This window comes from Streptomyces sp. NPDC020742, assembly GCF_040641675.1.
In the GTDB taxonomy this organism is placed as follows: Bacteria; Actinomycetota; Actinomycetes; order Streptomycetales; family Streptomycetaceae; genus Streptomyces.
In genome coordinates this window covers 1-22,715 of the sequence record NZ_JBFAEA010000039.1, presented here as the reverse complement: position 1 = coordinate 22,715, position 22,715 = coordinate 1, and the positions used below count along the sequence as shown (strand labels likewise).

The following is a 22,715-nucleotide window of genomic DNA, read 5'->3' as shown; positions in this document are numbered from 1 at the left end:
TGACACACTGTCTCTTATGCGAATCGTGGTTCTGGCCGGCGGTATCGGCGGCGCCCGCTTTCTGCGGGGACTGAAGGCAGCGGCTCCGGACGCGGACATCACCGTCATCGGCAACACCGGGGACGACATCCATCTGTTCGGGCTCAAGGTGTGTCCCGACCTCGACACCGTGATGTACACGCTCGGCGGCGGCATCAACGAGGAGCAGGGCTGGGGCCGCGCCGACGAATCCTTCCGCGTGAAGGAGGAGTTGGCGGCCTACGGCGTGGGCCCGGAGTGGTTCGGCCTGGGCGACCGGGACTTCGCCACCCACATCGTCCGCACCCAGATGCTCGGCGCCGGGTACCCGCTCAGCGCGGTGACCGAGGCGCTGTGCGACCGCTGGCAGCCGGGCGTCCGGCTGCTCCCGATGACCGACGACCGGGTCGAGACCCACGTCGCCATCGAGGAGAACGGCGAGCAGCGGGCCGTGCACTTCCAGGAGTACTGGGTGCGGCTGCGCGCCTCGGTGGACGCCCGGGCCGTGGTGCCGGTCGGCGCCGACCGGGCCAAGCCCGCGCCCGGCGTGCTGGACGCCGTCGCGGACGCCGATGTCATCCTGTTCCCGCCGTCCAACCCGGTCGTCAGCGTCGGCACCATCCTCGCCGTCCCCGGGATCCGGGAGGCCATCGCCGAGGCCGGGGCGCCGGTCGTGGGCCTCTCCCCCATCGTCGGCGGCGCACCGGTGCGCGGCATGGCCGACAAGGTGCTGGCCGCGGTGGGCGTCGAAGCCACGGCCGCGGCGGTCGCCACGCACTACGGCGCTGGGCTGCTGGACGGCTGGCTGGTCGACTCCGTCGACGAGGGCGCGGTCACCGAGGTCGAGGCGGCCGGCATCCGCTGCCGGGCGGTACCGCTGATGATGACGGACCTGGACGCCACGGCCGCGATGGCCCGGGCGGCGCTGGCGCTGGCCGAGGAGGTCCGGGCGTGAGCGCACACCGCACGGCCCGGTGCACGCCCTGCGGGGTCGCGGCATGACGGGCACCGAGGAGGTACCCGCGTACCGGGCCGAGGAAGCACCCGCGTACCGGGCCGAGGAGGCTCCCGGGTTCCGGGTGTGGGCGCTGCCGGGGGTGCCCGAGGTGCGGCCCGGCGACGACCTCACGAAGCTGATCGCCGCGGCGGTCGCCGCCGACGGATCGCCCCACCTCGTCGACGGCGACGTGGTGGTGGTGACCTCCAAGATCGTCAGCAAGGCCGAGGGCCGGGTGATCGAGGCCGCCGACCGGGAGGCGGCCATCGACCGGGAGACCGTACGGCTGGTGGCGCGCCGCGGACCGCTGCGGATCGTCCAGAACCGGCAGGGACTGGTGATGGCGGCGGCCGGGGTCGACGCCTCCAACACCCCTTCCGGCACGGTGCTGTTGTTGCCGGAGGACCCGGATGCCTCGGCCCGCGCGCTCCGTTCGGGCCTGCGCGACGCGCTCGGCGTCGATGTCGGCGTGGTGATCAGCGACACCTCCGGGCGGCCGTGGCGCAAGGGCCTGACCGACGTCGCGATCGGCGCCGCCGGGGTGCGGGTGCTGGACGACCTGCGGGGCGGCACCGACGCCCACGGCAATCCGCTCACCGCCACGGTGGTGGCCACCGCGGACGAACTGGCCGCGGCCAGCGACCTGGTGAAGGGCAAGGCGGCCGGGCTGCCGGTCGCCGTGGTGCGCGGGCTGCCGCAGGTCATGGAGACCGCGGGCGACGGCGACGGGGCGCGCGCGATGATGCGGGACGCCGGGGACGACATGTTCCGGCTGGGCACGTCGGAGGCCGTACGGGAGGCGGTGACGCAGCGACGTACGGTGCGCGCGTTCGCCGACGACCCGGTCGACCCGGGGGCGGTCCGGCGGGCGGTGGCGGCGGCCCTCACGGCCCCGGCACCGCACCACACCACACCCTGGCGGTTCGTCCTGCTGGAGTCGCCGGAGTCCCGTACCCGACTGCTGGACGCGATGCGGGACGCCTGGGTCGCGGACCTGCGCGGCGACGGCAGGACGGAGGAGGCCATCGCCAAGCGGGTCCGGCGCGGGGATGTGCTGCGCGCGGCCCCCTACCTGGCGGTGCCGTGCATGGTGACGGACGGCGCGCACACCTACCCCGACGCGCGCCGCAGCGCGGCGGAACGGGAGATGTTCATCGTCGCGCACGGCGCGGGCATCCAGAACTTCCTGGTGGCGCTGGCGGGCGAACGGCTCGGCTCCGCCTGGATCTCGTCGACGATGTTCTGCCGGGACGTCGTACGGGAGGCACTGGGGCTGCCCGGAGACTGGGAGCCGATGGGGGCGGTGGCCATCGGGCGACCGGCCGAACCGCCCCTGGAGCGGGCGCCGCGCGCGGCCGAGGACTTCGTCGTGGTGCGCTGAGCAGGGCGGACCCCCTCACTGCGCCGAGGCTGAGCAGGGCGGACTGCGCTGAGCAGGGTGGACGGCGTCGGGGCGGGGTGAGGAGGGCGACCGGCGTCGTCCTGCACGGCGGATGTCCTTGGGTGGCCCTTGGGTGGTCCTTGGGTGTCTGTGGGCGTCCGTGGGTCGGGCCCGGCCGGCGCCGGTCACAGGCGGGCGATGTCCCCGACCGGGAAGCGGGGCGCCCGGCGGGGTGGGGCGATGCCCGACAGCAGGATCAGCCGGGCGGCGCGGTGGCGCTGGCCCTCGTAGGGCGCGAGGAGTTCGAGCATCTCCTCGTCGGTGGTGCCGCGGCGGCCCGTGAGGGCATAGCCGATGATCTTCGGCAGGTGGAGATCGCCGACCGTGATCGCATCGGGGGCGCCGAGGGTGCGCTGGAGCGTCTCGGCGGCGGTCCACGGGCCGATGCCCGGTATCGCCGTCAGCCGACGGGTGGCGGCGGCGAGGTCCATCCCCGCTGCCTCCTCCATCCGCCGGGCCACCCGCACCGCGTGCAGGATCGCCGAGGAGCGCTTGGAGTCCACCCCGGCGCGGTGCCACTCCCAGGAGGGGATCAGCGCCCAGCCGCGCGGCTCCGGCATCACCCGCAGCCGGTCCCAGGGGCCGGGCGCGGGCTCGCCGTGCCGCTGCAGCAGCAGTCGCCAGGCGCGGTAGGCCTCGTCGCTGGTGACCTTCTGCTCCAGGATCGAGGGGATCAGCGATTCCAGGACCAGGCCGGTGCGGGAGAGCCGGACGCCGGGGTGGCGGCGGCGCGCCTCGTGGACGAGGCGGTGCCGGGCGGTGAGCTGCTCGGGGTCGTCGGAATCCCCCAGTAGCTCGGGCAGTTGCGCCAGCAGCCAGTCGGCGCCCGGCCCCCAGGCCTCGGCCTCGATCCGGCCGGCGGGCGCACGGGCCGCGAGGCGCAGGGTGCCCGGGCCCTCGGGGGTGCGGCTGGCGCGCCACAGCTCGCCGCCACGCACGGCGAACGCCGGGTCGCCGGGGCCGCGCTGCAGTACGCCCAGCGTGCGGTGCAGGTCGTAGGGGCCGGGCGGGACCCAGGTACGGGCGGGCATGCGGCCAGGTTAAGCGATCAGGGACGGGCCGTGCCGGGGCCTCGCGCGCTGCTCCCTTACACTCCGCAACGATTACGGAGAGTGATTGGTTCCTGGTGTTGTTGCAGTCTGTGATGGCGCGGGTGGCCAGGGTGAGCGACTGGGGAGGAGACCCGGGGGCTGGGGTGGGGACCGGGGCTGGGGTGGGGACTCGGGGCTGGGGTGGGGACCCACGAGCCGGAGAGGGGAGCCACGGACCGGGGAGGGAACCCGCGGCCCGGGAAGGGACCCACGGGCCAGGGAAGTGACCCACGGGCTAGGGCGGAACAGCCGAGGGAGGTGGTCCAGGGGGACAGCCGAGGAGAGTGGTCCAGGGGGCGGACCAGGGCCGGACCAGGGCGGACGCGGGTGGGACACAGCCCGGACCAGGGCCGGACCAGGGCGGACGCGGGTGGGACACGGCCCAGACCAGGGCCGGACCAGGGCGGACGCGGGTGGGACACAGCCCGGACCAGGGCCGGACCAGGGAAGGAGCAGCAGGAGCGGTAGGAGCGGTAGGAGCGGTAGGACAAGGCCTACTGGTCGGAGGAGAAGCGCACCGAGCCGGCCGGGATCTCCGCGTTGCACCAGATGCGGATCCCGCCGCGCAGCTCGTTGTCCGCGCCGATCCGCGCGCCGTCGCCGACGACCGCACCGTCCAGGACCGTACGGGCGCCGATGCGCGCCCCGGCGCCGATCAGCGAGTCCCTGATCCAGGCGCCCTCCTCGATGACCGCGCCTTCGAGGACGGCGCTGCCGTCGAGCCGTGCGCCGGGGCCGATGACCGTGCCCGGGCCGGCGACGGTGCCGCCGGTCAGCTTGGCATCCTCGGCGACCCTCGCGGTCTCCAGGACCAGGCGGTCGCCGCGGCGGCCGGGCACCGCCGGCGACGGGGCACGGCCCAGGACCAGGTCGGCGGAGCCGCGGACGAAGGCCTGCGGGGTGCCGAGGTCGAGCCAGTAGGTGGAGTCGACCATGCCCTGGAGGTGGGCGCCGTCGGCGAGCAGTCCGGGGAAGGTCTCGCGCTCGACGGACACCGGGCGTCCGGCCGGGATGGTGTCGATGACCGAGCGGTTGAAGACGTACGCGCCGGCGTTGATCTGGTCGGTGACGATCTCCTCGGGGGTCTGCGGCTTCTCCAGGAAGGCGGTGACCCGGCCGGTGTCGTCGGTGGGTACCAGCCCGAAGGCCCGCGGGTCCTCGACCCGGGTGAGGTGCAGGGAGACGTCGGCGCCGGCGGTGCGGTGGGTCTCGACCAGGGCCGGGATGTCCAGGCCGGTGAGGATGTCGCCGTTGAAGATCAACACCGGGTCGCCGGGGGCGGAGTGCAGTCGCTCGGCGACGTTGCGGATGGCGCCGCCGGTACCCAGCGGCTCCTGTTCGGTGACGTACTCCAGGTGGAGCCCGAGCGCCGATCCGTCGCCGAAGTACGGCTCGAAGACCTCGGCGAGGTAGGAGGTGGCCAGAACGATGTGCTCGACGCCGGCGGCCCGGGCGCGGGCCAGCTGGTGGGTCAGGAACGGCACACCGGCCGCCGGGACCATGGGCTTGGGCGTGTGCACCGTCAGCGGGCGCAGCCGGGTGCCCTTGCCGCCGACCAGGAGGATCGCTTCAGTCACCTTGTCTTCTCTGCTTCCTGCTGGGGTCGGCCGATCGGCGGACCAGTGTAGGCAGACGGGTCTTCCGCTCGCCCCGGGCGGGACGGGACGCAACGGCGTGATCGTTAAGATGCACCCCGGGCAGGAACGGTTCACAGCGCGCTTGAGGTTCACAGAAACGCTTCATCGGTCCTGGCAACCTGCACCACGACAGACCCGCGCAAACACCCCCAGCCGCACCACACCACAGCCACAGCCACAGCCAGACCCACGCCCTCGCCCTCGCCCTCGCCCGCATGCACGCACGCACGCAGGCCCACCCCACACCCACCCCCACTCCCGCGCCCGGTCGCGAGCGTTCCGACCACCGGCGCCCCGTTCGCGCACGCCCCAGTCGCCCGGGGATCCGGCCGCCCGCGTCCCGCCGCCCAACGGCCCTGCAGACGGCCCTGCTAGCGGCCCTGCTAACGGCCCTGCAGGCGGGCAGCCGCGAGGCGGGTCGCCGGGAGCTTGTTGTAGAGGTGGGTGCCGGGGCAGTCGGTGAGGAAGCCGTCCCGGTGGCCGGAGACAGCGTGCATCTTGACCTTGATGCCCTTGGCGTAGCGGTTGCTGCCGCCGGAGAGCAGCGCGACGGTGCCGCGCGGGTCGAGGCCGGAGAGTCCGAGCTTCCAGGCCGTCAGGCGGGAGATCGCGTTCAGGGCGGGCTTGGGCGGCTCGGTGTCGGTGAAGGTGCCCAGGACGGCGATCCCGGTGCTGTCGTTGTTGAAGCCGAGGGTGTGGGCGCCCATGACCGGCTTGGCGACTCCGCCGGCGCGGCCCTCGTAGACCGTTCCGCACTTGTCGATGAGGAAGTTGTAGCCGATGTCCCGCCAGTGGTTGCTCCTGACGTGGAAGCGGTACATGGCGCGGATCAGTGAAGGGGCCTGTGCGCAGGAGTAGTTGTTGCCCGATCCGCTGTGGTGGACGAACGCGGCGCGCACGGTCTTGGTGTAGATGAAGGACTTCTCCCGCAGTTTCTCGTCGGCGCCCCAGCCGGCCCGGGTGACGATCCGCGGGCGGGGTCCCCGGTGGCTCGGCCCGGCCGCCGCGCCGCCCGCCTCGGCGGCGTCGGTTGGGGAGGCGGCCCGGTCGAGGGCGGGGATCTCGGTGGCGCCGAGCGGGGCGAGGTCGGCGTTGGCGGCGGAGGCCTCGGTGGCCGCCGCGGCGAGTGGGGCCGGGGGGTCGGCGTGGACGCCGCGGTCGCCGGGTGGGGTGCCGGGGTCGACGAGTTCCAGCCGTAGTCCGCCGGGGAGGGTGACCGGTGCGCGGCGGCGGGTCTCGGGGGTGATGCGGAGTTGGACGGCGTCGGAGTTGCCGACCCAGAGGGGCGCGGTGCTGCCGCGGACGGCACTGTTGCGGCGTTCGGCGGCGGCGAGGTCGGGGGTGTCGTCGTTGTGGACCTGGACGTCCTGCCAGTCGGTCCAGTGGCCGGTGCCGGTGGCGCGGGTACGGACCTGGACCCGGCCGTGCAGTGCGGTGTCGGCGTCGTCCCAGACGACTCCCAGCAGCGAGAACGGCTGGACGGTGCGGGCCGGCAGGCCGAGGGTGCCCGGCGCGCCGGTGGTGTCCTGTTGGGTGGCGAGCGGGGCGTCGGGGGCCGCGACCGGCAGGGACTGGGTGCTGCCCGGTAGGTCCGCGGTGCGCGCCGGGGCCGGCGGTGGGGCGGCGGCGGGGCCGGCCGCAGCGTCCGGCGCGAAGGGCAGGGCGAGGGCGGCGGTGCACGCCGCGCCGAGGCAGCTCGCGAGGAAGGGGCGCATGGACAGCATCGTGAACACGGGCGTGGGGAACGCGCCAACGGTGATCTGACGGGGCATCGGCCGATCCGGTGTTCCGGGCCGGCTGCGCCCGAGCCGCCGTCAGTCGCCGCCCCGCGTACCCTGGCCGCGATGAACGCCACCGAACGCACCCCTGCCGACCTGCTGAGTTCCGCGCTGGCCGCGGACCCGGCCCGCCCGCTGGTGACCTTCTACGACGACGCCACTGGTGAACGCGTGGAACTGTCCGTCGCGACCTTCGCCAATTGGGTGGCCAAGACCGCCAACTACCTCCAGGGCGATCTGGCGGCCGGGCCGGGTGACCGGCTCGCGCTGTTGCTGCCCGCCCACTGGCAGACGGCCGTGTGGCTGCTGGCGTGTTCCTCGGTGGGGGTGGTCGCGGAGGTCGGTGGCGATCCGGCCGCCGCTGATGTGGTCGTCGCGGGGCCGGACCGGCTCGATGCGGCGCGGGCGTGTTCCGGGGAGCGGGTGGCGCTGGCGCTGCGCCCGTTGGGCGGCCGTTTTCCGCAGCCTCCGGAAGGGTTCGCGGACTATGCGGTGGAGGTGCCGGGCCAGGGCGACCGTTTCGCACCGTTCGTCCCGGTGGATCCGGGTGCGCCGGCGTTGGTCGTGGGTGGTGCGGAGCTGTCCGGTGCCGGTATCGGGGACCGTGCGCGGGCCGATGCGGCGGCGGCCGGGATGCCGGCGGTGCCGCGGGTGCTGTCGGGGCTGGGGTACGACTCCTGGGAGGGGCTGTCGTACGGGCTGTACGCGCCGCTGGCGACCGGGGGGTCGGTGGTGCTGTGCCGCCACCTGGACCGACTGGACGCGGCGGGCGCGGCGGACCGGGAGAGCAGCGAGAAGATCACCTTCCGGGCGCCGTCCGCGGGGTCCTGAGCCCGGGCTCCCTCGTCCGGCGGAGCGCAGGCGGCCAGGGCGGGCCCCTTCGCTCGTTCCGGTCCATGCTCGTGAGTGGGTACAACCCTGCGCGGGGTCCGTCGGTCTGTGTTTCCGTCCGGGCCTCGTGTGCGGGCGCGCCGCCGACTCCGTGAGGGATGGACGCACAGGTGACCGATAGCCCCGAGCCCCCCAGGTTCACCGGCTGGGCGCAGCGCCCGGCCAGGGGGCCGGGGCCGGACCCGCGGGCCCGGCGGCGGCGCCGGCGGCGTTGGGGTGCGCTGGGGGCCGTGGGGGTGGTGCTGGTGGGGGGCGGGGCCGGCTGGGCGCTGTACGCGAAGCTCAACAGCAATATCCACACCGACAGCGCCACCGAGCGGGAGCTGCGCAAGTGGGAGTCCGAGCGGCCGCCCGCGGGCCCGCCGAACGCCGAGAACCTGCTGCTGATCGGTTCCGACAGCCGTACGGGGGACAACGGCCGGTACGGGCACAGTCGTGGCCAGCGTTCGGACACCGCGATCCTGCTGCACCTGGCGGCGGACCGGAAGAGCGCCACCGCGGTGAGCATTCCGCGTGACCTGATGGTGGAGGTGCCGCACTGCCAGCGTTCCGACGGGCAGGAGACCGAGCCGCAGATGGCCCAGTTCAACTGGGCGTTCGCCTTCGGCGGGGCGGCCTGCTCGATCCGTACGGTCGAGAAGATGACGAGTGTCCGGATCGACCACTACATGATCATTGACTTCACGGGCTTCAAGAAGATGGTGGATGCGGTGAAGGGTGTCGAGGTCTGTCTGCCGCAGGCTGTCCGCGATGACCAGGCGCAGCTGCGGCTGCCGGCGGGCCGGCAGGTGCTGAACGGGGAGCAGGCGCTGGGGTTCGTGCGGGCCCGGAAGGGGATCGGCAACGGCAGCGACACCCAGCGCATGGAGCGGCAACAGCGATTTCTTGGTGCTCTGGTGAAGAAAGTGCAGAGCAATGGTGTCCTGCTCAATCCGACCCGGCTGTATCCGGTGCTGGATGCCGCCACGAGTTCGCTGACGACGGATGACGCGCTCGCTTCCCTGCGCGGCCTGTACGAATTGGTCCGCAGCACCCGCCGCATTCCCACCGGCCGCGTCCAGTTCCTGACCGTGCCGCGCCGCGAGTACCGTTACGACGCCAATCGCGATGAGCTGGTGCAGCCGGACGCGGACCGGCTCTTCGGGCGGCTGCGCAGGGATCTTCCGGTGACGGTGGACCCCACGCGGAAAATCGGTGAGGATCCGGTGCGGACGGGGGCCGGGGCGCCGGCCGGCGTACCGGAAGGATCGCCTCCGCCGGCCCCGAGTTCCGACCCGACCTTTCCCGGGACGACGGCGGAACGCGGGATCTGCGAATAAAGATGCCGCAAAGTAAGCCCGGCGACCCGAATGGATTGGGCGGAATGCCCAGTTGTAGGGAAGTGGAATTTGTCACGAGCGTCGCGGGGCGCTGAACTGGGCGGATAGTGTGAGCGGTCCGGTCCGGTCCGCACATACGGCTGACCGATGACCCTGCACCAATGACCATGCACTGCACGATCGACCTACCCGAGCGCCTTGAGGGGATGGCGCCGCGTGGCACCGACGGAGGACTCAAGGCACCGTGGACGCGCAAGGCCGTGGGCAGGCGGGCGACAACAACGTCGACCCCGCCGATCAGTGGGTGTTCGATCCGAACACCGGCAATTACGAGCTGCGACTTGACCCTGCCGGTCAAGCCCCCGCTCGGCCCTCCGACCGCACGGCGCGCAGCGCCAGACGCGCCGCGCGTAAGCCGGGCGGCGAGGGCGGCGACACCGACACCCGTCCGCTGCCGGCTCAGCGCGGTCGCCGCGGCGACCGGGCCGAGGACGGTGCCGACGGCGCGGACGAGCGGCCGGCTGGCGGGCGGGCGGCGCGGCGGGCGGCCGGGAGCCGTACCGCGACGGCCTCGCCGTCGGTGGCGGGCGCGGCCAGCCGCCGCAGGCAGAAGCCGAAGAAGTCCGGCAAGAAGAAGGCGCTGTACTGGACGGCCGGTGTGGTGGGCTTCGTCCTGGTCGCCGGCTGCGGTGGCGCGTTCTACGTCTACCAGCAGCTGAACGGCAACATCTCCAAGGTCGATGTCGGCGTGGAGAACGACGCGGTCTCCGACGGGCCGGTGAACGTCCTGATCATCGGGACGGACGCCCGTTCCGGCAAGGGCAATTCGGGCTACGGCGATGCGGGCAGCGTCGGGCACGCGGACACCACGCTGCTGATGCACATCTCCAAGGACCGGTCGAACGCCACCGCGCTGAGCATCCCGCGCGACATGATCACCGACATCCCCAACTGCCCGACGGCGCAGAAGGACGGGTCGAAGAAGACCATCCCCGGCGAGCACGGGGTGCGCTTCAACACCAGCCTGGGCCAGGAGGGCCGGGACCCCGGGTGCACCTGGCGGACCGTGGAGAAGCTGACCGGGCTGAAGATCAACCACTTCATGATGGCCGACTTCAACGCGGTCAAGGAGCTGTCCACCGCGGTGGACGGTGTCGAGGTGTGCGCCGCCAAGGACCTCAACGACCCCAAGTCGCACCTGCGCCTCAAGGCCGGCCGGCACGTCGTGAAGGGCGAGCAGGCGCTGGCGTTCGTCCGTACCCGGCACGCCATCGGGTTCGGCAGCGACCTGGACCGGATCAAGATGCAGCAGCAGTTCCTCAGCTCGCTGCTGCGGAAGCTGAAGTCGGACGCGTTCAGCAGCCCGAGCAAGCTCTACGACGTCAGCCAGGCGGCCACCAAGGCGCTCACCGTCGACACCGGTATCGGCGACGCCAAGAAGCTGCTGGACTTCGGGACCGACCTCAAGCGGGTCGACATCAACAAGATCACCTTTGCCACGGTGCCGGTCCTGGACAACCCGAACGACCCGGCCACCGTCATCCTGGACAAGGCCAAGGCCGACCCGCTGTTCGCGATGGTGCGGGCCGACCACGCCCTGGCCAAGGGCAAGGGGAAGGGCAAGAAGAGCGCGGTCAAGAAGGCCCCGCCGGAGCAGGTGCGGGTCGATGTGACCAACGGCGGCGGGCCGATCGGCTCGGCGCAGGAGACCGTGGACTGGCTGCAGAACACCAAGGGCGCCAAGCTGTCCACCAACGCCGGCAACGCCCCGCAGAAGCTCTCCGCCACCCGCCTCGAATACGCCCCCAACCAGGCCGACCAGGCCGCCGCACTGGCCGACTGGATGGGTCTGCCCAAGAGCGCGCTGAAGAAGTCCGCGCAGAACGCGGGCGACCGCGTCCCGATGAAGCTGGTCCTCGGGAAGGACTTCAAGGCACCGGGCTCGCCGATCTCGGCGCCCACCGAAACCCCGGACGGGGTGCAGAACGTCAATGCAGATGACAAGAACGTCTGCGCGAAGTGATCTGAGCGGATTCCGGGCCGCCGGCGGCTGCGCTGAGCGCAGCGCCGGACTGACAACGGGGAGAGGGCCCAATGCGGCAGAGCAGTGTGCGTGGTGACCGATCGCGGCGACGGCCGGAGGGGCCGGAACCGGCCGGGGACGACGGTCTCCACCAGGGCGAGGGGCTGCCGCCGGACGCTCCCGGCTGGACGCCGCCCGAGGGCGGAACGGCGTCCGCCGGTGCGGCGGACGAGCTCGGCGAGGGCGGCCACCACGACGGTGGCCGCCCTCGGCGGCGCAACGGCGGCAACGGCGGCAAGGGCCGCAAGGTGCTGCGCTGGACCGCCCTGACGCTCACCGTCCTGATAGTGGGCGCGGCCGGCGCCGGCTACTGGTACTACGAGCACCTCAATGCCAACCTCCGCAAGGCGCCGCGGTCGCTGGGCGGCGGCGGTCTGAAGAAGCCGGACCCCAACGCCTTCGGGCAGAGCCCGCTGAACATCCTGCTGCTGGGCTCCGACGGCCGGAACAGCAAGAAGAACATCGAGCTCGGCGGTGCCCGGCAGGACGCGGACCGCAAGCCGCTGGCGGACGTCCAGATGCTGGTGCACGTCTCCGCCGACCGCAGCAACATGTCGGTGATCTCCATCCCGCGGGACACCCGGGTGACGATCCCCCGCTGCACCGACCCCAAGACCCACGAGGTGTTCGGGCAGACCACCGCGGCGATCAACCAGTCGCTCCAGCACGGCGGTCCGGGCTGCACCCTGGCCACCTGGCAGGAGCTGACCGGCGTCTACATCGACCACTTCATGATGGTCGACTTCTCCGGCGTGGTGTCCATGGCCGACGCCATCGGCGGCGTCCCGGTCTGTGTGGACAACAACGTCTATTCGCACGACAGCAAGGGCCACGGCAGCGGTCTGAAGCTCACCAAGGGCACCCATGCGGTCAAGGGCGTCCAGGCCCTGCAGTGGCTGCGCACCCGCTACGGCTTCGAGGACAACACCGACATCGGCCGGGCCAAGGCCCAGCACATGTACATGAACTCGATGGTCCGCCAGCTGAAGAAGGGCACCAAGCTCACCGACCCCGCGCAGCTGCGTGATCTGGCGGAGGCCGCGACCGATGCGCTGACCGTCGACGACGGCCTGGACACCGTCAAGAAGCTCTACGACCTGGGCGGTGACCTCAGCCGGGTGCCGACCAAGCGCATCACGATGGTCACCATGCCCTGGCAGTACGGGCCCGGCGAGGAGTACGTCGTCCCCAAGCCCGGGGACGCGGACGCCACGTTCGCGCTGCTGCGCAATGACACCGCGCTCGACGGCAAGGACCGCAAGAAGAAGCCGACGCCGGACCCGAAGCCGTCAACGCCCAAGGGCGAGCTGAAGGTTGTCGTCCAGAACGGCACCGGCAGCACGGTGAACGGTCCGGCCTCGGGCCGCGCCGCGGTGGTCCAGCAGCGGCTGGCGGACAACGGCTACACCGCAGCCGCCACCGACGCCCAGCTCACCAGCCAGGCCGACACCACGCTCACGTACCACGACGCGTCCCGGCGCGGTGACGCTCTGGCCGTGGCCAAGGTGCTCGGGCTGCCCAAGAGCGCCGTCCGGGAGTCCAGTTCGGCCACCGGGATGCGGCTGATCGTCGGCAACGACTGGCGCAGCGGCACCGCCTACCCCAAGGAGCCGGACGAGGGGAAGCCCGCGGACAAGGCCCCGGACAGCGCCGACGCCCTCAACGGCGAGGACTCCAAGGCCTGTATGAAGGTCAATCCGCAGTACACATTCTGAGTCCACGGCCCTGCCCCAGCCCGGCCCCGCCCCGGCCGCACCGGACGGGACGTGTCATACCCCTCGCCTAGGGTGCCGGCATGACGGAATTCGTGTTGGTGGCGGGGGCCTGGCTCGGCGGGTGGGCGTGGGACGAGGTGGTGCCGGAGCTGCGGGCCGCCGGCCACGGCGTCCACCCGCTGACGCTGTCTGGTCTCGCCGAGCGGCGGGGCGTACCGGCCAGGCAGCAGACCCATGTGCGGGACATCGTCGAGGCGGTCGAGCGCCGCGACCTACGGGACGTGGTGCTGGTCGGGCACAGCTACGCGGGCATCCCGGTCGGCCAGGCCGCGGCGCGGACCGCGGACCGGCTGGCCCGGGTGGTGTTCGTCGACGCAGTCGTCCCGGCCGAGGGCGCCTCGTTCGTCTCCAGTTGGCCGGAGGGACGGGCGGGGGTGGAGGCCTCGATCGCCGCGGGCGGCGGCTTCTGGGCGCCGCTGGGCGCGGACGACTACGCCGGCCAGGGCCTCGACGACGCGCAGATCGCCCGGATCGTGGGCGGCTCGACGCCGCATCCGGGCGCCACCCTGACCGAGCCCGCCGTGCTGACCCGTCCCCTCGACGGTCTTCCGGCGACGTACGTCAAGTGCCTGCTGGACGGCCCGGATCCGGGAGAGGACGTGGCCGCGCTGCTGGCGGGCGAGCGGTGGCGGCTGGTGGAGATGGACACCGGCCACTGGCCGATGTTCTCCCGGCCGCGCGAGCTGGCGGGGATCCTGCTCGACGCGGCCGGGCCGGTGGGCTGAGGCCGGCGGCCGCTGGGCTGAAGCCGGCGGCCGGTGGCTACTCCGCCTCCGCCGCCGGGCTCATGACCGCCGGGCGGCGGCTGGCGATGACCCGCTTCGCCAGGGAGCGGGGGCTGGTGAGGAAGCCGACGCCCCAGGACATGTGCATGGTGGCCAGGGCGAGGGGAATCTGGGCGCGGGCCGCGAGGGAGAGGCCCTTGCCGGCGGGGAGGGAGCCCGCGGTGATGGCCGCCAGGTAGCCGGCGGGGATGACCAGGCCCCAGGGGGTGACCGCCGCGCCGACCACCAGGCCCGCGGCGATGGCGCAGACGGCGGTCGGCGGGGCGAGGTAGCGGAGGTTGATCGAGCCGGCGTGGTAGCGGGCCACGACGTGGCGCCACTTGCCGTAGTCCTTGTACTGCTTGGCCAGCGCCTTGATGCTCGGGCGCGGACGGTACTGGACCTTCAGCTCGGGCGAGAACCAGATCCCGCCGCCGGCCTCGCGGATGCGGAAGTTCAGCTCCCAGTCCTGGGCGCGGATGAACTCCTCGTTGTAGCCGCCCTGCTGTTCCAGGGCCTCGCGCCGGAAGACGCCCAGGTAAACCGTTTCGGCGGGGCCGGCCTGGCCGCCGGTGTGGAAGGCCGCGTTGCCCACACCGATCTTGGAGGTCATGGCGGCGGCCACGGCGTCCTCCCAGGCGTTCTCGCCCTCGGCGTGCATGATGCCGCCCACGTTCGCCGCGCCGGTCTCCTCCAGGAGGCGCACCGCGGTGGCGATGTAGTTCGGCGAGAGCATGCCGTGGCCGTCGACGCGGACGACGACGGGGTGCCGGGAGGCCTTGATCGCGGCGTTGAGCGCGGCGGGGGTGCGGCCGGTGGGGTTGGGCACGGTGTGCACCCGGGGGTCCTCGCGCACCAGCTCGGCGGCGATCTCGTCGGTGCGGTCGGTGGACGGTCCGAGGGCGATCACCACCTCCATCTCGCCGGCGTACTCCTGCTCCAGGATGTGCCGGACCGAATTGCGCAGGTGACGTTCCTCGTTGAGCACCGGCATGATCACGGAGACGGCCGGGGGCTGCTGCTGCGGCATGGTTCCTCGGGGGTACGGCCCGTGGCGGAGCCGCCAGCGACGGCAGCGCCCGCCGGGAGACTGCAGTATCGCGCCTCACGTTACCGCGAATGGGGGGCGCCCTCGGACGCAGCCGGGTGGCCGACCGGCCACTGACCGGCGTGTGGCGCTTTGCAGGAGATCGTATGGGACTACGGTGACCTAGCCGGTTTCACCCTTATATCCCTTCACGCCCCTTCCCGACCGCTCCGCCGGATCTCGCTCCCGTCCGGCCCGCCGCGGAGGTGTCCCCCGTGACCGCGCCGTTCCGCTTCCCGCGCCGGGCCCGGCGCCCGGCCGCCCGGCGAGAGCCGCGCCGGGTGCCCTCGGGCCCACGGTGGGGGCTGCGGATCGGCGCCGTCGCGTCGGTGCTGCTACTGGCCGCGAGCGGCGTCGGGCACGCCATGGTCACCGGGGTGGAGACCGGCATCGGGCGGGTGGACCCCTTCCAGGGGATGAGCAACCGGCCCGGGGGCGGCGACGGGCTGAACTTCCTGGTCGTGGGCACGGACGGGCGGGACAAACTCACCGCACAGGAGAAGCGCCGGTACCACCTGGGCGGTGAGCCGTGTCACTGCACGGACACCCTGATGCTGGTGCACCTGTCCGCGGACCGGGACCGGGCCAGCGTGATCAGCCTGCCGCGCGACTCCTACGCCGAGGTGCCCGCGCACACCGACGCCGCCACCGGCCGGCAGCGCCCCCAGCACGCCATCAAGCTGAACGCGGCGTACGCGGAGGGCGGGCCCAATCTGACCGTGCGGACCGTCGAGCACATGACGGGCGTACACATCGACCACTATCTGGAGGTCGACTTCACCAGCTTCATGCGCGGAGTGGACGCGGTCGGCGGTGTGGAGATCTGCACCGTGCGCCCGCTGCACGACAGCTACACGGGCCTGGACCTGCCGGTGGGCACCTCGCGACTGAACGGCGGGCAGGCGCTGCAGTACGTGCGCTCGCGGCACGTCGACGGCTCCGCCGACCTCGGCCGGATGCAGCGCCAGCAGCGCTTCCTGGCCGCCCTCATCCACCGGATCACCTCCTCCGGAGTGCTGATGAACCCGGTCCGCTTCAAGGGCGTCGCGGACGCGATGCTGGGGTCGGTCCGCGCCGACTCCGGCTTCGGGGCCGCCGACCTGGCCGATCTGGGGCAGGCGATGCGCGGCTTTTCCCCGTCGTCCTCGGAGTTCACCTCGGTGCCGCTGGCCAGCCTGGCCCAGCCGGTGCCGGGTGTCGGCTCGACGGTGCGGTGGGACCCGGTGGCGGCGCCCGCGCTGTTCCGGGCGATCCGTGAGGACCGGCCGATCGCGGCGCACCACGGCCCGGCCCAGGCGCGCGCCACGGTGGTGGACGTGCCGCCGGGCCGGATCCAGGTGCGGGTCGACCACGGCGGTGACCGGGCGGTGCAGGCCGCGAAGGTGGCCGAGGAGCTGCACGCCACCGGGTTCGCTACGGTCGGCGCTCCCAGCGCCGCCGCCCCCTCCGCCCCCTCCGCCCTGAGATCCGCGCCCCGTACGGTGCTCGCCTACGACCCGCGCTGGGACCGTTCGGCCCGCTCGCTGGCCGCCGCGCTACCGGGTGTGCAGCTGCGGCCGGTGGCCGGGCAGGGGCCGGTGATGCGGGTGACCGTCGGCCGGGACCGTCCGGCGGTCCACCGGGTGCGGGCCGAGGAGCCGGACCAGAAGCCGGGCGGGATCGCGGCGATCACCGGCGACGAGGCGGTGTGCCCGTGAGCGGAGCCGAGCGCGGCGAGGTGCCGGCATGAGCGTCCCCGCGCCGCGGCGCACCCTGCCCGGGCCGCCCACCCACCGGCCGGACGACGGCCGCCGGATGCGCCGGGTCGCGGTGGGTGCGGCGGCGCTGTGCCTGGTCGCGGCCACCGTCGCCGCGGCGCCGCCGGCTCCCTCCGCACCGACCGGCTGCGGGGACCTGGTGCGCGGCCAGCTGTGTCTGCGCGGCCCGGTGGGGTCCGACGGGATCTACACCGCCAGCTACCGGCGGCACGGGGCGCAGACGGACCTCGACGAGATCAGCGTCCGCCTCGGCTACCAGCGCAAGAACACCCGGATCACCGCGTTCCCCGGATGGTTCGGCACCCGGCGGACGCAGGACGGGGCGGTCGGGCTGAGCGGCCGGGTGGAGATGCTCCCGGAGGAGTGCATCCGGGGCGTGATGGAGCACCGGCAGACGGTCTACGTCACCAAATGGAGCTGCGGCTGACGCCCGGAGCGCCGGGCGTCGACGGAAAGGTGCACATCGTGTGGCAGATCGTGCTGGGCATCACGCCCACCACCGTGACGCTCTTCCTGCTCGCGGCGCTGGCCGTGGCCCTGGCCTTCGCCCTGTGGGCCGCACTCGACCCCACGGGTGGCGCGCCGCGCCGTACGGCCCGGGCGCTGCTGGCCGGCTGGCTGCTGGTGCTCCTGGTGGCGACGCTGGCGCCGTCGCAGCCGATCGGCTCCGGGGACGCCACGGTGTGGTGGCGTCCCGGTGAGGGGCTGTTCGACCTGGGCGCCCAGTTGGAGCCCGGGGAGCTGGCGATGCTGGTACGGCGGCAGACCGCCAATGCCGCGCTGTTCGTGCCGGCGCCGCTGCTGCTGCGGTTCGCCGCGCCGCGGGTGCCCCTGGCCGGGGCGTTCCTGCTGGGGGTGGGGCTGTGCCTGGTGATCGAGACCGCGCAGCTGCTGATGCGGGCGGGCCGGATCGCGGACATCGACGATGTGCTGTGCGCGGCGGCCGGCACCGTGATCGGTTCGGGGCTGGCGCTGGTCGGGCAGCTGACGGTGGCCGCTATGCGTCGTCGAGGCCTTCCGCGGCGCGCCGTTCGCGCAGCTCCATGATCGCGCGGCGTCGGGCGAGCCGGTGCGTCCGGCGGATCTGCGCCTCCTGGTAGCGGCGCTTGTCGCGCTCGGTCTCGGGGGCCACCGGCGGCACCCTGCGCGGCTTGCCCTGTTCGTCGACGGCGGCGAAGACGAGGTAGGCGGAGCCGACCTGCTGGGCCGGGGTGGACTCGTTCCAGCGCTCGGCGAGGACCCGTACGCCGACCTCCATCGAGGAGCGGCCGGTCCAGTTGACCTGGGCGCGGACATGGACCAGGTCGCCGATCCGGACCGGCTCCAGGAAGGCCATCTCGTCCATGGAGGCGGTGACCGCGGGCCCGCCGGAGTGGCGGCCGGCCACGGCGCCCGCCGCGTCATCGACCAGTTTCATGATCACGCCACCGTGCACGGTCCCCAGGAGGTTGGTGTCGCCCGCGGTCATGATGTGGCTGAGGGTGATGCGGGAGGCGGAGGTCGGCTTGCCGGTGAGCGCACCGTCGGGGTCGCTGGTGACGAGTTCGGTCATGCAGCCAGCGTAAGCGGCGGCCCCGGGGCCCCCGCGCGCACGGTCTGTGACACGGGTCTCCCACGGGGCGTGAGCCAGGTCTCGCGGCGGGTGTGAGTGAGGTCTCGGTGGTGCGTGAGACATCTCTCCCGGATCGCGCCGGAAACCATCCGGAATGAAGGCTTCCGATGGGCCCGCCGGAATGGTCACGGCCCCTTCAGATATGGGCGGGAAGGCCTCCGTCGCTTTGCATCAGCTCTGCAACAGCCCCGGCCCGATCCTGCACCCGCCCTATGGAACGGCCCCTCGCGGCGTGCACACTGCCCGGTATGAATGAGTGGCCCAACGGGTGGTCCGGCGACCAGAACGGCAACCGGTACGGACGCGGCAGCGGCAACACCGAGCCGGAGGGTGTGCGCGCGATGCGGCAGGTGCGGCGCGACGCGGGCCCCGGCTATCAGCGGCAGGAGCCCCCGCTGCCGCCGTCGATGTCCCCGCGCCCGGGCGGAAGCGTGCCGCCGCAGCAGTCCCAGGGCTACGACGACGGCTATGACGACGGTTACAACACCGGCCAGGTCTACGGCGGCGGCCGGGGCGGCAGCCACGGCGACGGCTACCGCGACGGCTACGGCGGCCGGCCGCGCCCGCGCTGGGGCCGGCGCATCAAGTGGACCGCCCTCACCCTGGTCACGGTGCTGGTCGTCGCGTCGGTGGCCACCTACTTCTGGGCCGACGGCAAGCTCCGCCGCGAGGTCGACCTGAGCAAGGTCATCGACCGGCCGGAGACCGGTGACGGCACCAACTACCTGATCGTCGGTTCGGACAGCCGCGCGGGCATGACCGCCGAGCAGAAGAAGAAGCTGCACACCGGCTCCGCCGAGGGCAAGCGCACCGACTCCATGATGATCCTGCACGACGGCAGCAACGGCCCCACGCTGATCTCGCTGCCCCGTGACTCGGACGTGGAGATACCCACCTTCGTCGGCTCGGACTCCGGCAAGAAGTACCCGGGCACCGGCCGGCACACCAAGCTGAACGCGGCCTACGCCGAGGACGGCCCGGAGCTGCTGGTGCGCACCGTCGAGTCCAACACCCACCTGCACATCGACCACTACGTCGAGATCGGCTTCGCCGGCTTCGCCAACATCGTCGACGCCATCGGCGGTGTCGAGATGGACATCCCCAAGGCGTTCAAGGACAAGTGGTCGGGCGCCGACTTCCCGGCGGGCAAGCAGACCCTCAACGGCCAGCAGGCCCTGGCCTTCGTCCGGACCCGGCACGCCTTCGCCGGCAGTGACCTGGACCGCACGAAGAACCAGCAGAAGTTCCTGTCCTCGCTGGCCAGCCAGACCGCCACCCCCAGCACGGTCCTCAACCCGTTCAAGCTCTACCCGGTGATGGGCGCCGGCCTGGACACCCTCATCGTCGACAAGGACATGAGCCTGTGGGACCTGGGCGAGATGTTCTTCGCGATGAAGGGCGTCACCAGCGGTGACGGCACCTCCATGAACATGCCGGTCTCCGGCTCCACCGGCGGCAACCTGGTCTGGGACAAGGCCAAGGTGCAGCAGCTGGTCCAGCAGCTGAACAACGACGAGAAGGTCACGGTCCGCGGCAACTGACCGAAACCGCGGAAGGGGCCCGGATCGCCTGGCGATCCGGGCCCCTTCCCCGTGCCTGTGCGGGAGCGCATGCCCCCGCTGTGCCCGTTACTGCGGCAGGTTGCGCGCCATCACGATCCGCTGGACCTGGTTGGTGCCCTCGTAGATCTGGGTGATCTTGGCGTCCCGCATCATCCGCTCCAGCGGGTAGTCACGGGTGTAGCCGTAGCCGCCGAGCAGCTGGACGGCGTCGGTGGTGATCTCCATGGCGGCGTCGGAGGCGTAGCACTTGGCCGCGGCGCCGAAGAACGTCAGGTCCTCGTCCTTGCCGCCGGCCGATATCCGCTCGGAGCGGGCCGCCGCTGCGTAGGTCAGCTGGCGGGCCGCCTCCAGCTTCATGGCCATGTCGGCGAGCATGAACTGGACGCCTTGGAAGTCGCCGATCGGCTTGCCGAACTGCTTGCGCTCCTGGACGTAGCCCTTGGCGTAGTCGAGGGCGCCCTGGGCGATGCCCAGCGCCTGGGCGGCGATCGTGATGCGGGTGTGGTCCAGGGTCTTCATGGCGGTGGCGAAGCCGGTGCCCTCGGCGCCGATCATGCGGTCGGCGGGGATCCGCACGTTGTCGAGGTAGACCTCACGGGTCGGGGAGCCCTTGATGCCGAGCTTCTTCTCCGGGGCGCCGAAGGAGACGCCCTCGTCGCCCTTCTCGACGACGAAGGCCGAGATGCCCTTGGAGCGCTTCTCCGGGTCGGTGACGGCCATCACCGTGTAGTACTCGCTGACGCCGGCGTTGGTGATCCACCGCTTGACGCCGTTGAGGATGTAGTGGTCACCGTCGCGCACGGCCCGGGTCTTCATGCCCGCCGCGTCCGAACCGGCGTCCGGCTCGCTCAGGCAGTACGAAAACATCGCGTCGCCCTTGGCGAGCGGGCCCAGGTACTTCGCCTTCAGCTCCTCCGAGGCGGAGAGGATCACCGGCAGCGAGCCGAGCTTGTTCACCGCCGGGATCAGGGAGGAGGAGGCGCACACCCGGGCGACCTCTTCGATGACGATGACGGTGGCCAGCGCATCGGCACCGGCGCCGCCGTACGCCTCGGGGACGTGCACGGCGTGCAGGTCGTTGAGGGTCAGCGCGTCGCGCGCCTCCTGCGGGAAGCGCCCCTCCTCGTCCACCTCGGCGGCGAACGGCGCGATCTTCGCTTCGGCGAGCGAGCGCACCGACTCACGGAGCATGTCGTGCTCCTCCGACAGTCGGTACAGATCGAAATCAGCGGTTCCCGCCACTAACTCTCACTCCCCTGTGAGCTCCCGGCAGTGCTAACTACCGTTAAGTAACCATTCTTTCCACCGGATTCTAGGCGTCGGACCCGCCCTGCGGATACGTGAGGTTGCCGACAGTTACCCAGACCCCCGGGGCTCGACCGGGGGGCGCCGTTCCCGGCGCGACTATGCTCGGTCCGCGCCGTTTCCCCCTCTGCGTCTGGAGCATCCATGCCCCTCAAGATCACCGTGATCGGCACCGGTTACCTCGGCGCCACCCACGCCGCGGCCATGGCCGAGCTGGGCTTTGAGGTGCTGGGGCTGGACGTGGTGCCTGAGAAGATCGAGATGCTCCAGCGCGGCGAGGTCCCGATGTACGAGCCGGGGCTGGAGGACCTGCTGCGCCGCCACGTCGCCGGGATCGAGGGCTCCAGCGGCCGGCTGCGCTTCACCACCTCCTACGAGGAGGCCGGGGCGTTCGGCGACGTCCACTTCGTCTGCGTGAACACCCCGCAGAAGCACGGCGAGTACGCCTGTGACATGAGCTACGTGGACAGCGCCTTCGACGCGCTGGCGCCGCACCTGACCCGCCCCACGCTGGTGGTCGGCAAGTCGACGGTGCCGGTGGGCAGCGCGGCCCGGCTCGCTGCCCGGCTCGCCGCCGCGGCCCCCGCGGGCGCCGACGCCGAGCTGGCCTGGAACCCCGAGTTCCTGCGCGAGGGCTTCGCCGTCGAGGACACCCTGCACCCGGACCGGATCGTCGCCGGTGTGGCCGGCGCCCGCGCCGAGGACCTGCTGCGCGAGGTGTACGCCACTCCGATCGCCGAGGGCTCGCCGTTCATCGTCATGGACTACCCGACGGCCGAGCTGGTGAAGACCTCCGCCAACTCCTTCCTGGCCACCAAGATCTCCTTCATCAACGCCATGGCGGAGGTGTGCGAGGCCGCCGACGGCGATGTGGCCAAGCTCGCCGAGGCGATCGGCCACGACGAGCGGATCGGCAGCAAGTTCCTCCGCGCCGGCATCGGCTTCGGCGGCGGCTGCCTGCCCAAGGACCTGCGCGCCTTCATGGCACGCGCCGGCGAACTGGGCGCCGACCAGGCACTGACCTTCCTCCGCGAGATCGACTCGATCAACATGCGGCGCCGCGGCCACATGGTCGAGCTGGCCCGGGACGCGGTCGGCGGCGGCTTCCTCGGCAAGCGGGTGGCCGTCCTCGGCGCCACCTTCAAGCCGGACTCGGACGACGTCCGCGACTCCCCCGCGCTCAATGTCGCCGGCCAGATCCACCTCCAGGGCGGCCAGGTCACCGTCTACGACCCCAAGGGCATGGAGAACGCCCGCCGACTCTTCCCCACGCTGGGCTACGCCGAGAGCGCGCTGGAGGCGGTGCGCGGCGCGGATGTGGTGCTGCACCTGACGGAGTGGCGCGAGTTCCGCGAGCTGGACCCGGCGGAGCTGGCCGAGGCGGTCGCCGAACGCCGCATCCTCGACGGCCGCAACGCCCTGGACCCGCAGCTGTGGCGCAAGGCCGGCTGGACGTATCGGGCGTTGGGACGCCCTCGGGCTTGATTCCCACGTTGTCGACTGTCCCGCCGTGGCCTGGGCGGCCGGCGGGCCCGTACGCCTTCGGCTGTCCCGCCGTGGGGGTTGTTCGCCGGTGGGCCGGCGGCCCGTGCATTGTC

Annotated in this window: 18 protein-coding genes; 12 read left to right on the top strand and 6 right to left on the bottom strand. The window is 72.5% G+C overall.

Annotated features, from left to right (window positions below; all coding sequences use genetic code 11):
* Positions 1–16 precede the first annotated feature (16 nt).
* Together cofD and AB0G84_RS34580 are read left to right on the top strand one after the other, a co-directional pair.
* Positions 17–973, top strand: a complete 957-nt coding sequence (gene cofD, locus AB0G84_RS34585; RefSeq protein WP_361330096.1) for a 2-phospho-L-lactate transferase — start codon at positions 17–19, stop codon at positions 971–973.
* A 43-nt stretch (positions 974–1,016) separates the two neighbouring features.
* Positions 1,017–2,396 carry a coenzyme F420-0:L-glutamate ligase gene (locus tag AB0G84_RS34580; protein WP_361330093.1) on the top strand — a complete coding sequence of 460 codons (1,380 nt, stop codon included), beginning with the start codon at positions 1,017–1,019 and terminating at the stop codon, positions 2,394–2,396.
* Between the two features lie 185 nt (positions 2,397–2,581).
* Here AB0G84_RS34580 and AB0G84_RS34575 read toward each other — a convergent pair whose 3' ends face one another.
* The 3 genes from AB0G84_RS34575 to AB0G84_RS34565 form a co-directional block, all read right to left on the bottom strand.
* Complete coding sequence (locus AB0G84_RS34575; protein WP_361330090.1) at positions 2,582–3,487, bottom strand: DNA-3-methyladenine glycosylase 2 family protein; 906 nt, start codon at positions 3,485–3,487, stop codon at positions 2,582–2,584.
* Positions 3,488–4,041: 554 nt separating this feature from the next.
* Positions 4,042–5,124 carry an NDP-sugar synthase gene (locus tag AB0G84_RS34570; protein ID WP_361330087.1) on the bottom strand — a complete coding sequence of 361 codons (1,083 nt, stop codon included), beginning with the start codon at positions 5,122–5,124 and terminating at the stop codon, positions 4,042–4,044.
* 443 nt (positions 5,125–5,567) lie between these two features.
* Positions 5,568–6,899, bottom strand: coding sequence for a peptidoglycan recognition protein (locus AB0G84_RS34565; RefSeq protein WP_361330084.1), 1,332 nt, complete (start codon positions 6,897–6,899; stop codon positions 5,568–5,570).
* 129 nt (positions 6,900–7,028) lie between these two features.
* Here AB0G84_RS34565 and AB0G84_RS34560 point away from each other — a divergent pair, with 129 nt between their 5' ends.
* The 5 genes from AB0G84_RS34560 to AB0G84_RS34540 all read left to right on the top strand — a co-directional run bounded on the left by AB0G84_RS34560 (position 7,029) and on the right by AB0G84_RS34540 (position 13,755).
* Positions 7,029–7,793 carry a TIGR03089 family protein gene (locus AB0G84_RS34560; RefSeq protein ID WP_361330081.1) on the top strand — a complete coding sequence of 255 codons (765 nt, stop codon included), beginning with the start codon at positions 7,029–7,031 and terminating at the stop codon, positions 7,791–7,793.
* Positions 7,794–7,963: 170 nt separating this feature from the next.
* On the top strand, positions 7,964–9,172 hold the full coding sequence (locus AB0G84_RS34555; RefSeq protein ID WP_361330078.1) for an LCP family protein: 1,209 nt from the start codon (positions 7,964–7,966) through the stop codon (positions 9,170–9,172).
* 244 nt (positions 9,173–9,416) lie between these two features.
* The gene (locus tag AB0G84_RS34550) at positions 9,417–11,195 is read left to right on the top strand and encodes an LCP family protein (RefSeq protein ID WP_361330075.1); all 1,779 of its coding nucleotides are present in this window, start codon (positions 9,417–9,419) and stop codon (positions 11,193–11,195) included.
* Between the two features lie 71 nt (positions 11,196–11,266).
* On the top strand, positions 11,267–12,970 hold the full coding sequence (locus tag AB0G84_RS34545) for an LCP family protein (RefSeq protein WP_361330072.1): 1,704 nt from the start codon (positions 11,267–11,269) through the stop codon (positions 12,968–12,970).
* Between the two features lie 80 nt (positions 12,971–13,050).
* On the top strand, positions 13,051–13,755 hold the full coding sequence (locus AB0G84_RS34540; protein WP_361330069.1) for an alpha/beta fold hydrolase: 705 nt from the start codon (positions 13,051–13,053) through the stop codon (positions 13,753–13,755).
* 37 nt (positions 13,756–13,792) lie between these two features.
* Here AB0G84_RS34540 and AB0G84_RS34535 read toward each other — a convergent pair whose 3' ends face one another.
* On the bottom strand, positions 13,793–14,824 hold the full coding sequence (locus AB0G84_RS34535; protein WP_361330066.1) for a glycosyltransferase family 2 protein: 1,032 nt from the start codon (positions 14,822–14,824) through the stop codon (positions 13,793–13,795).
* 272 nt (positions 14,825–15,096) lie between these two features.
* On the opposite strand from AB0G84_RS34535, the gene AB0G84_RS34530 reads away from it, so the two are divergent.
* From AB0G84_RS34530 to AB0G84_RS34520, 3 genes are read left to right on the top strand one after another with little or no spacing between them, the layout of a single operon-like run.
* Positions 15,097–16,578, top strand: coding sequence for an LCP family protein (locus AB0G84_RS34530; RefSeq protein ID WP_361330063.1), 1,482 nt, complete (start codon positions 15,097–15,099; stop codon positions 16,576–16,578).
* 28 nt (positions 16,579–16,606) lie between these two features.
* Positions 16,607–17,065 carry a hypothetical protein gene (locus AB0G84_RS34525; RefSeq protein ID WP_361330060.1) on the top strand — a complete coding sequence of 153 codons (459 nt, stop codon included), beginning with the start codon at positions 16,607–16,609 and terminating at the stop codon, positions 17,063–17,065.
* Complete coding sequence (locus AB0G84_RS34520) at positions 17,050–17,685, top strand: VanZ family protein (RefSeq protein ID WP_361330057.1); 636 nt, start codon at positions 17,050–17,052, stop codon at positions 17,683–17,685. Before AB0G84_RS34525 ends, AB0G84_RS34520 begins: the two co-directional genes overlap by 16 nt.
* On the opposite strand, the gene AB0G84_RS34515 is transcribed toward AB0G84_RS34520, so the two are convergent.
* A complete protein-coding gene (locus tag AB0G84_RS34515) occupies positions 17,636–18,190 on the bottom strand; it encodes an acyl-CoA thioesterase (RefSeq protein ID WP_361330054.1) in 555 nt (184 codons plus the stop codon). The two genes, AB0G84_RS34520 and AB0G84_RS34515, sit on opposite strands and share 50 nt — an antisense overlap.
* 308 nt (positions 18,191–18,498) lie before the next feature.
* On the opposite strand from AB0G84_RS34515, the gene AB0G84_RS34510 reads away from it, so the two are divergent.
* Positions 18,499–19,791 carry an LCP family protein gene (locus AB0G84_RS34510; protein ID WP_361330051.1) on the top strand — a complete coding sequence of 431 codons (1,293 nt, stop codon included), beginning with the start codon at positions 18,499–18,501 and terminating at the stop codon, positions 19,789–19,791.
* Between the two features lie 87 nt (positions 19,792–19,878).
* Here the strand turns inward: AB0G84_RS34510 and AB0G84_RS34505 are convergent, their stop codons facing one another.
* Positions 19,879–21,054 carry an acyl-CoA dehydrogenase family protein gene (locus tag AB0G84_RS34505; protein WP_361330048.1) on the bottom strand — a complete coding sequence of 392 codons (1,176 nt, stop codon included), beginning with the start codon at positions 21,052–21,054 and terminating at the stop codon, positions 19,879–19,881.
* 207 nt (positions 21,055–21,261) lie between these two features.
* On the opposite strand from AB0G84_RS34505, the gene AB0G84_RS34500 reads away from it, so the two are divergent.
* Positions 21,262–22,602: a UDP-glucose/GDP-mannose dehydrogenase family protein gene (locus AB0G84_RS34500; protein WP_361330045.1), complete on the top strand. Its 1,341-nt coding sequence runs from the start codon at positions 21,262–21,264 to the stop codon at positions 22,600–22,602.
* Positions 22,603–22,715: the final 113 nt, after the last annotated feature.

Excerpts from the sequence above, each read along its gene's own strand:
- AB0G84_RS34525 (WP_361330060.1), top strand. The coding sequence starts at position 16,607 with ATGAGCGTCCCCGCGCCGCGGCGCACCCTGCCCGGGCCGCCCACCCAC.
- AB0G84_RS34575 (WP_361330090.1), bottom strand. The coding sequence starts at position 3,487 with ATGCCCGCCCGTACCTGGGTCCCGCCCGGCCCCTACGACCTGCACCGC.
- AB0G84_RS34580 (WP_361330093.1), top strand. The coding sequence starts at position 1,017 with ATGACGGGCACCGAGGAGGTACCCGCGTACCGGGCCGAGGAAGCACCC.
- cofD (WP_361330096.1), top strand. The coding sequence starts at position 17 with ATGCGAATCGTGGTTCTGGCCGGCGGTATCGGCGGCGCCCGCTTTCTG.
- AB0G84_RS34565 (WP_361330084.1), bottom strand. The coding sequence starts at position 6,899 with ATGCGCCCCTTCCTCGCGAGCTGCCTCGGCGCGGCGTGCACCGCCGCC.
- AB0G84_RS34560 (WP_361330081.1), top strand. The coding sequence starts at position 7,029 with ATGAACGCCACCGAACGCACCCCTGCCGACCTGCTGAGTTCCGCGCTG.
- AB0G84_RS34535 (WP_361330066.1), bottom strand. The coding sequence starts at position 14,824 with ATGCCGCAGCAGCAGCCCCCGGCCGTCTCCGTGATCATGCCGGTGCTC.
- AB0G84_RS34545 (WP_361330072.1), top strand. The coding sequence starts at position 11,267 with ATGCGGCAGAGCAGTGTGCGTGGTGACCGATCGCGGCGACGGCCGGAG.
- AB0G84_RS34540 (WP_361330069.1), top strand. The coding sequence starts at position 13,051 with ATGACGGAATTCGTGTTGGTGGCGGGGGCCTGGCTCGGCGGGTGGGCG.
- AB0G84_RS34520 (WP_361330057.1), top strand. The coding sequence starts at position 17,050 with ATGGAGCTGCGGCTGACGCCCGGAGCGCCGGGCGTCGACGGAAAGGTG.
- AB0G84_RS34500 (WP_361330045.1), top strand. The coding sequence starts at position 21,262 with ATGCCCCTCAAGATCACCGTGATCGGCACCGGTTACCTCGGCGCCACC.
- AB0G84_RS34510 (WP_361330051.1), top strand. The coding sequence starts at position 18,499 with ATGAATGAGTGGCCCAACGGGTGGTCCGGCGACCAGAACGGCAACCGG.
- AB0G84_RS34515 (WP_361330054.1), bottom strand. The coding sequence starts at position 18,190 with ATGACCGAACTCGTCACCAGCGACCCCGACGGTGCGCTCACCGGCAAG.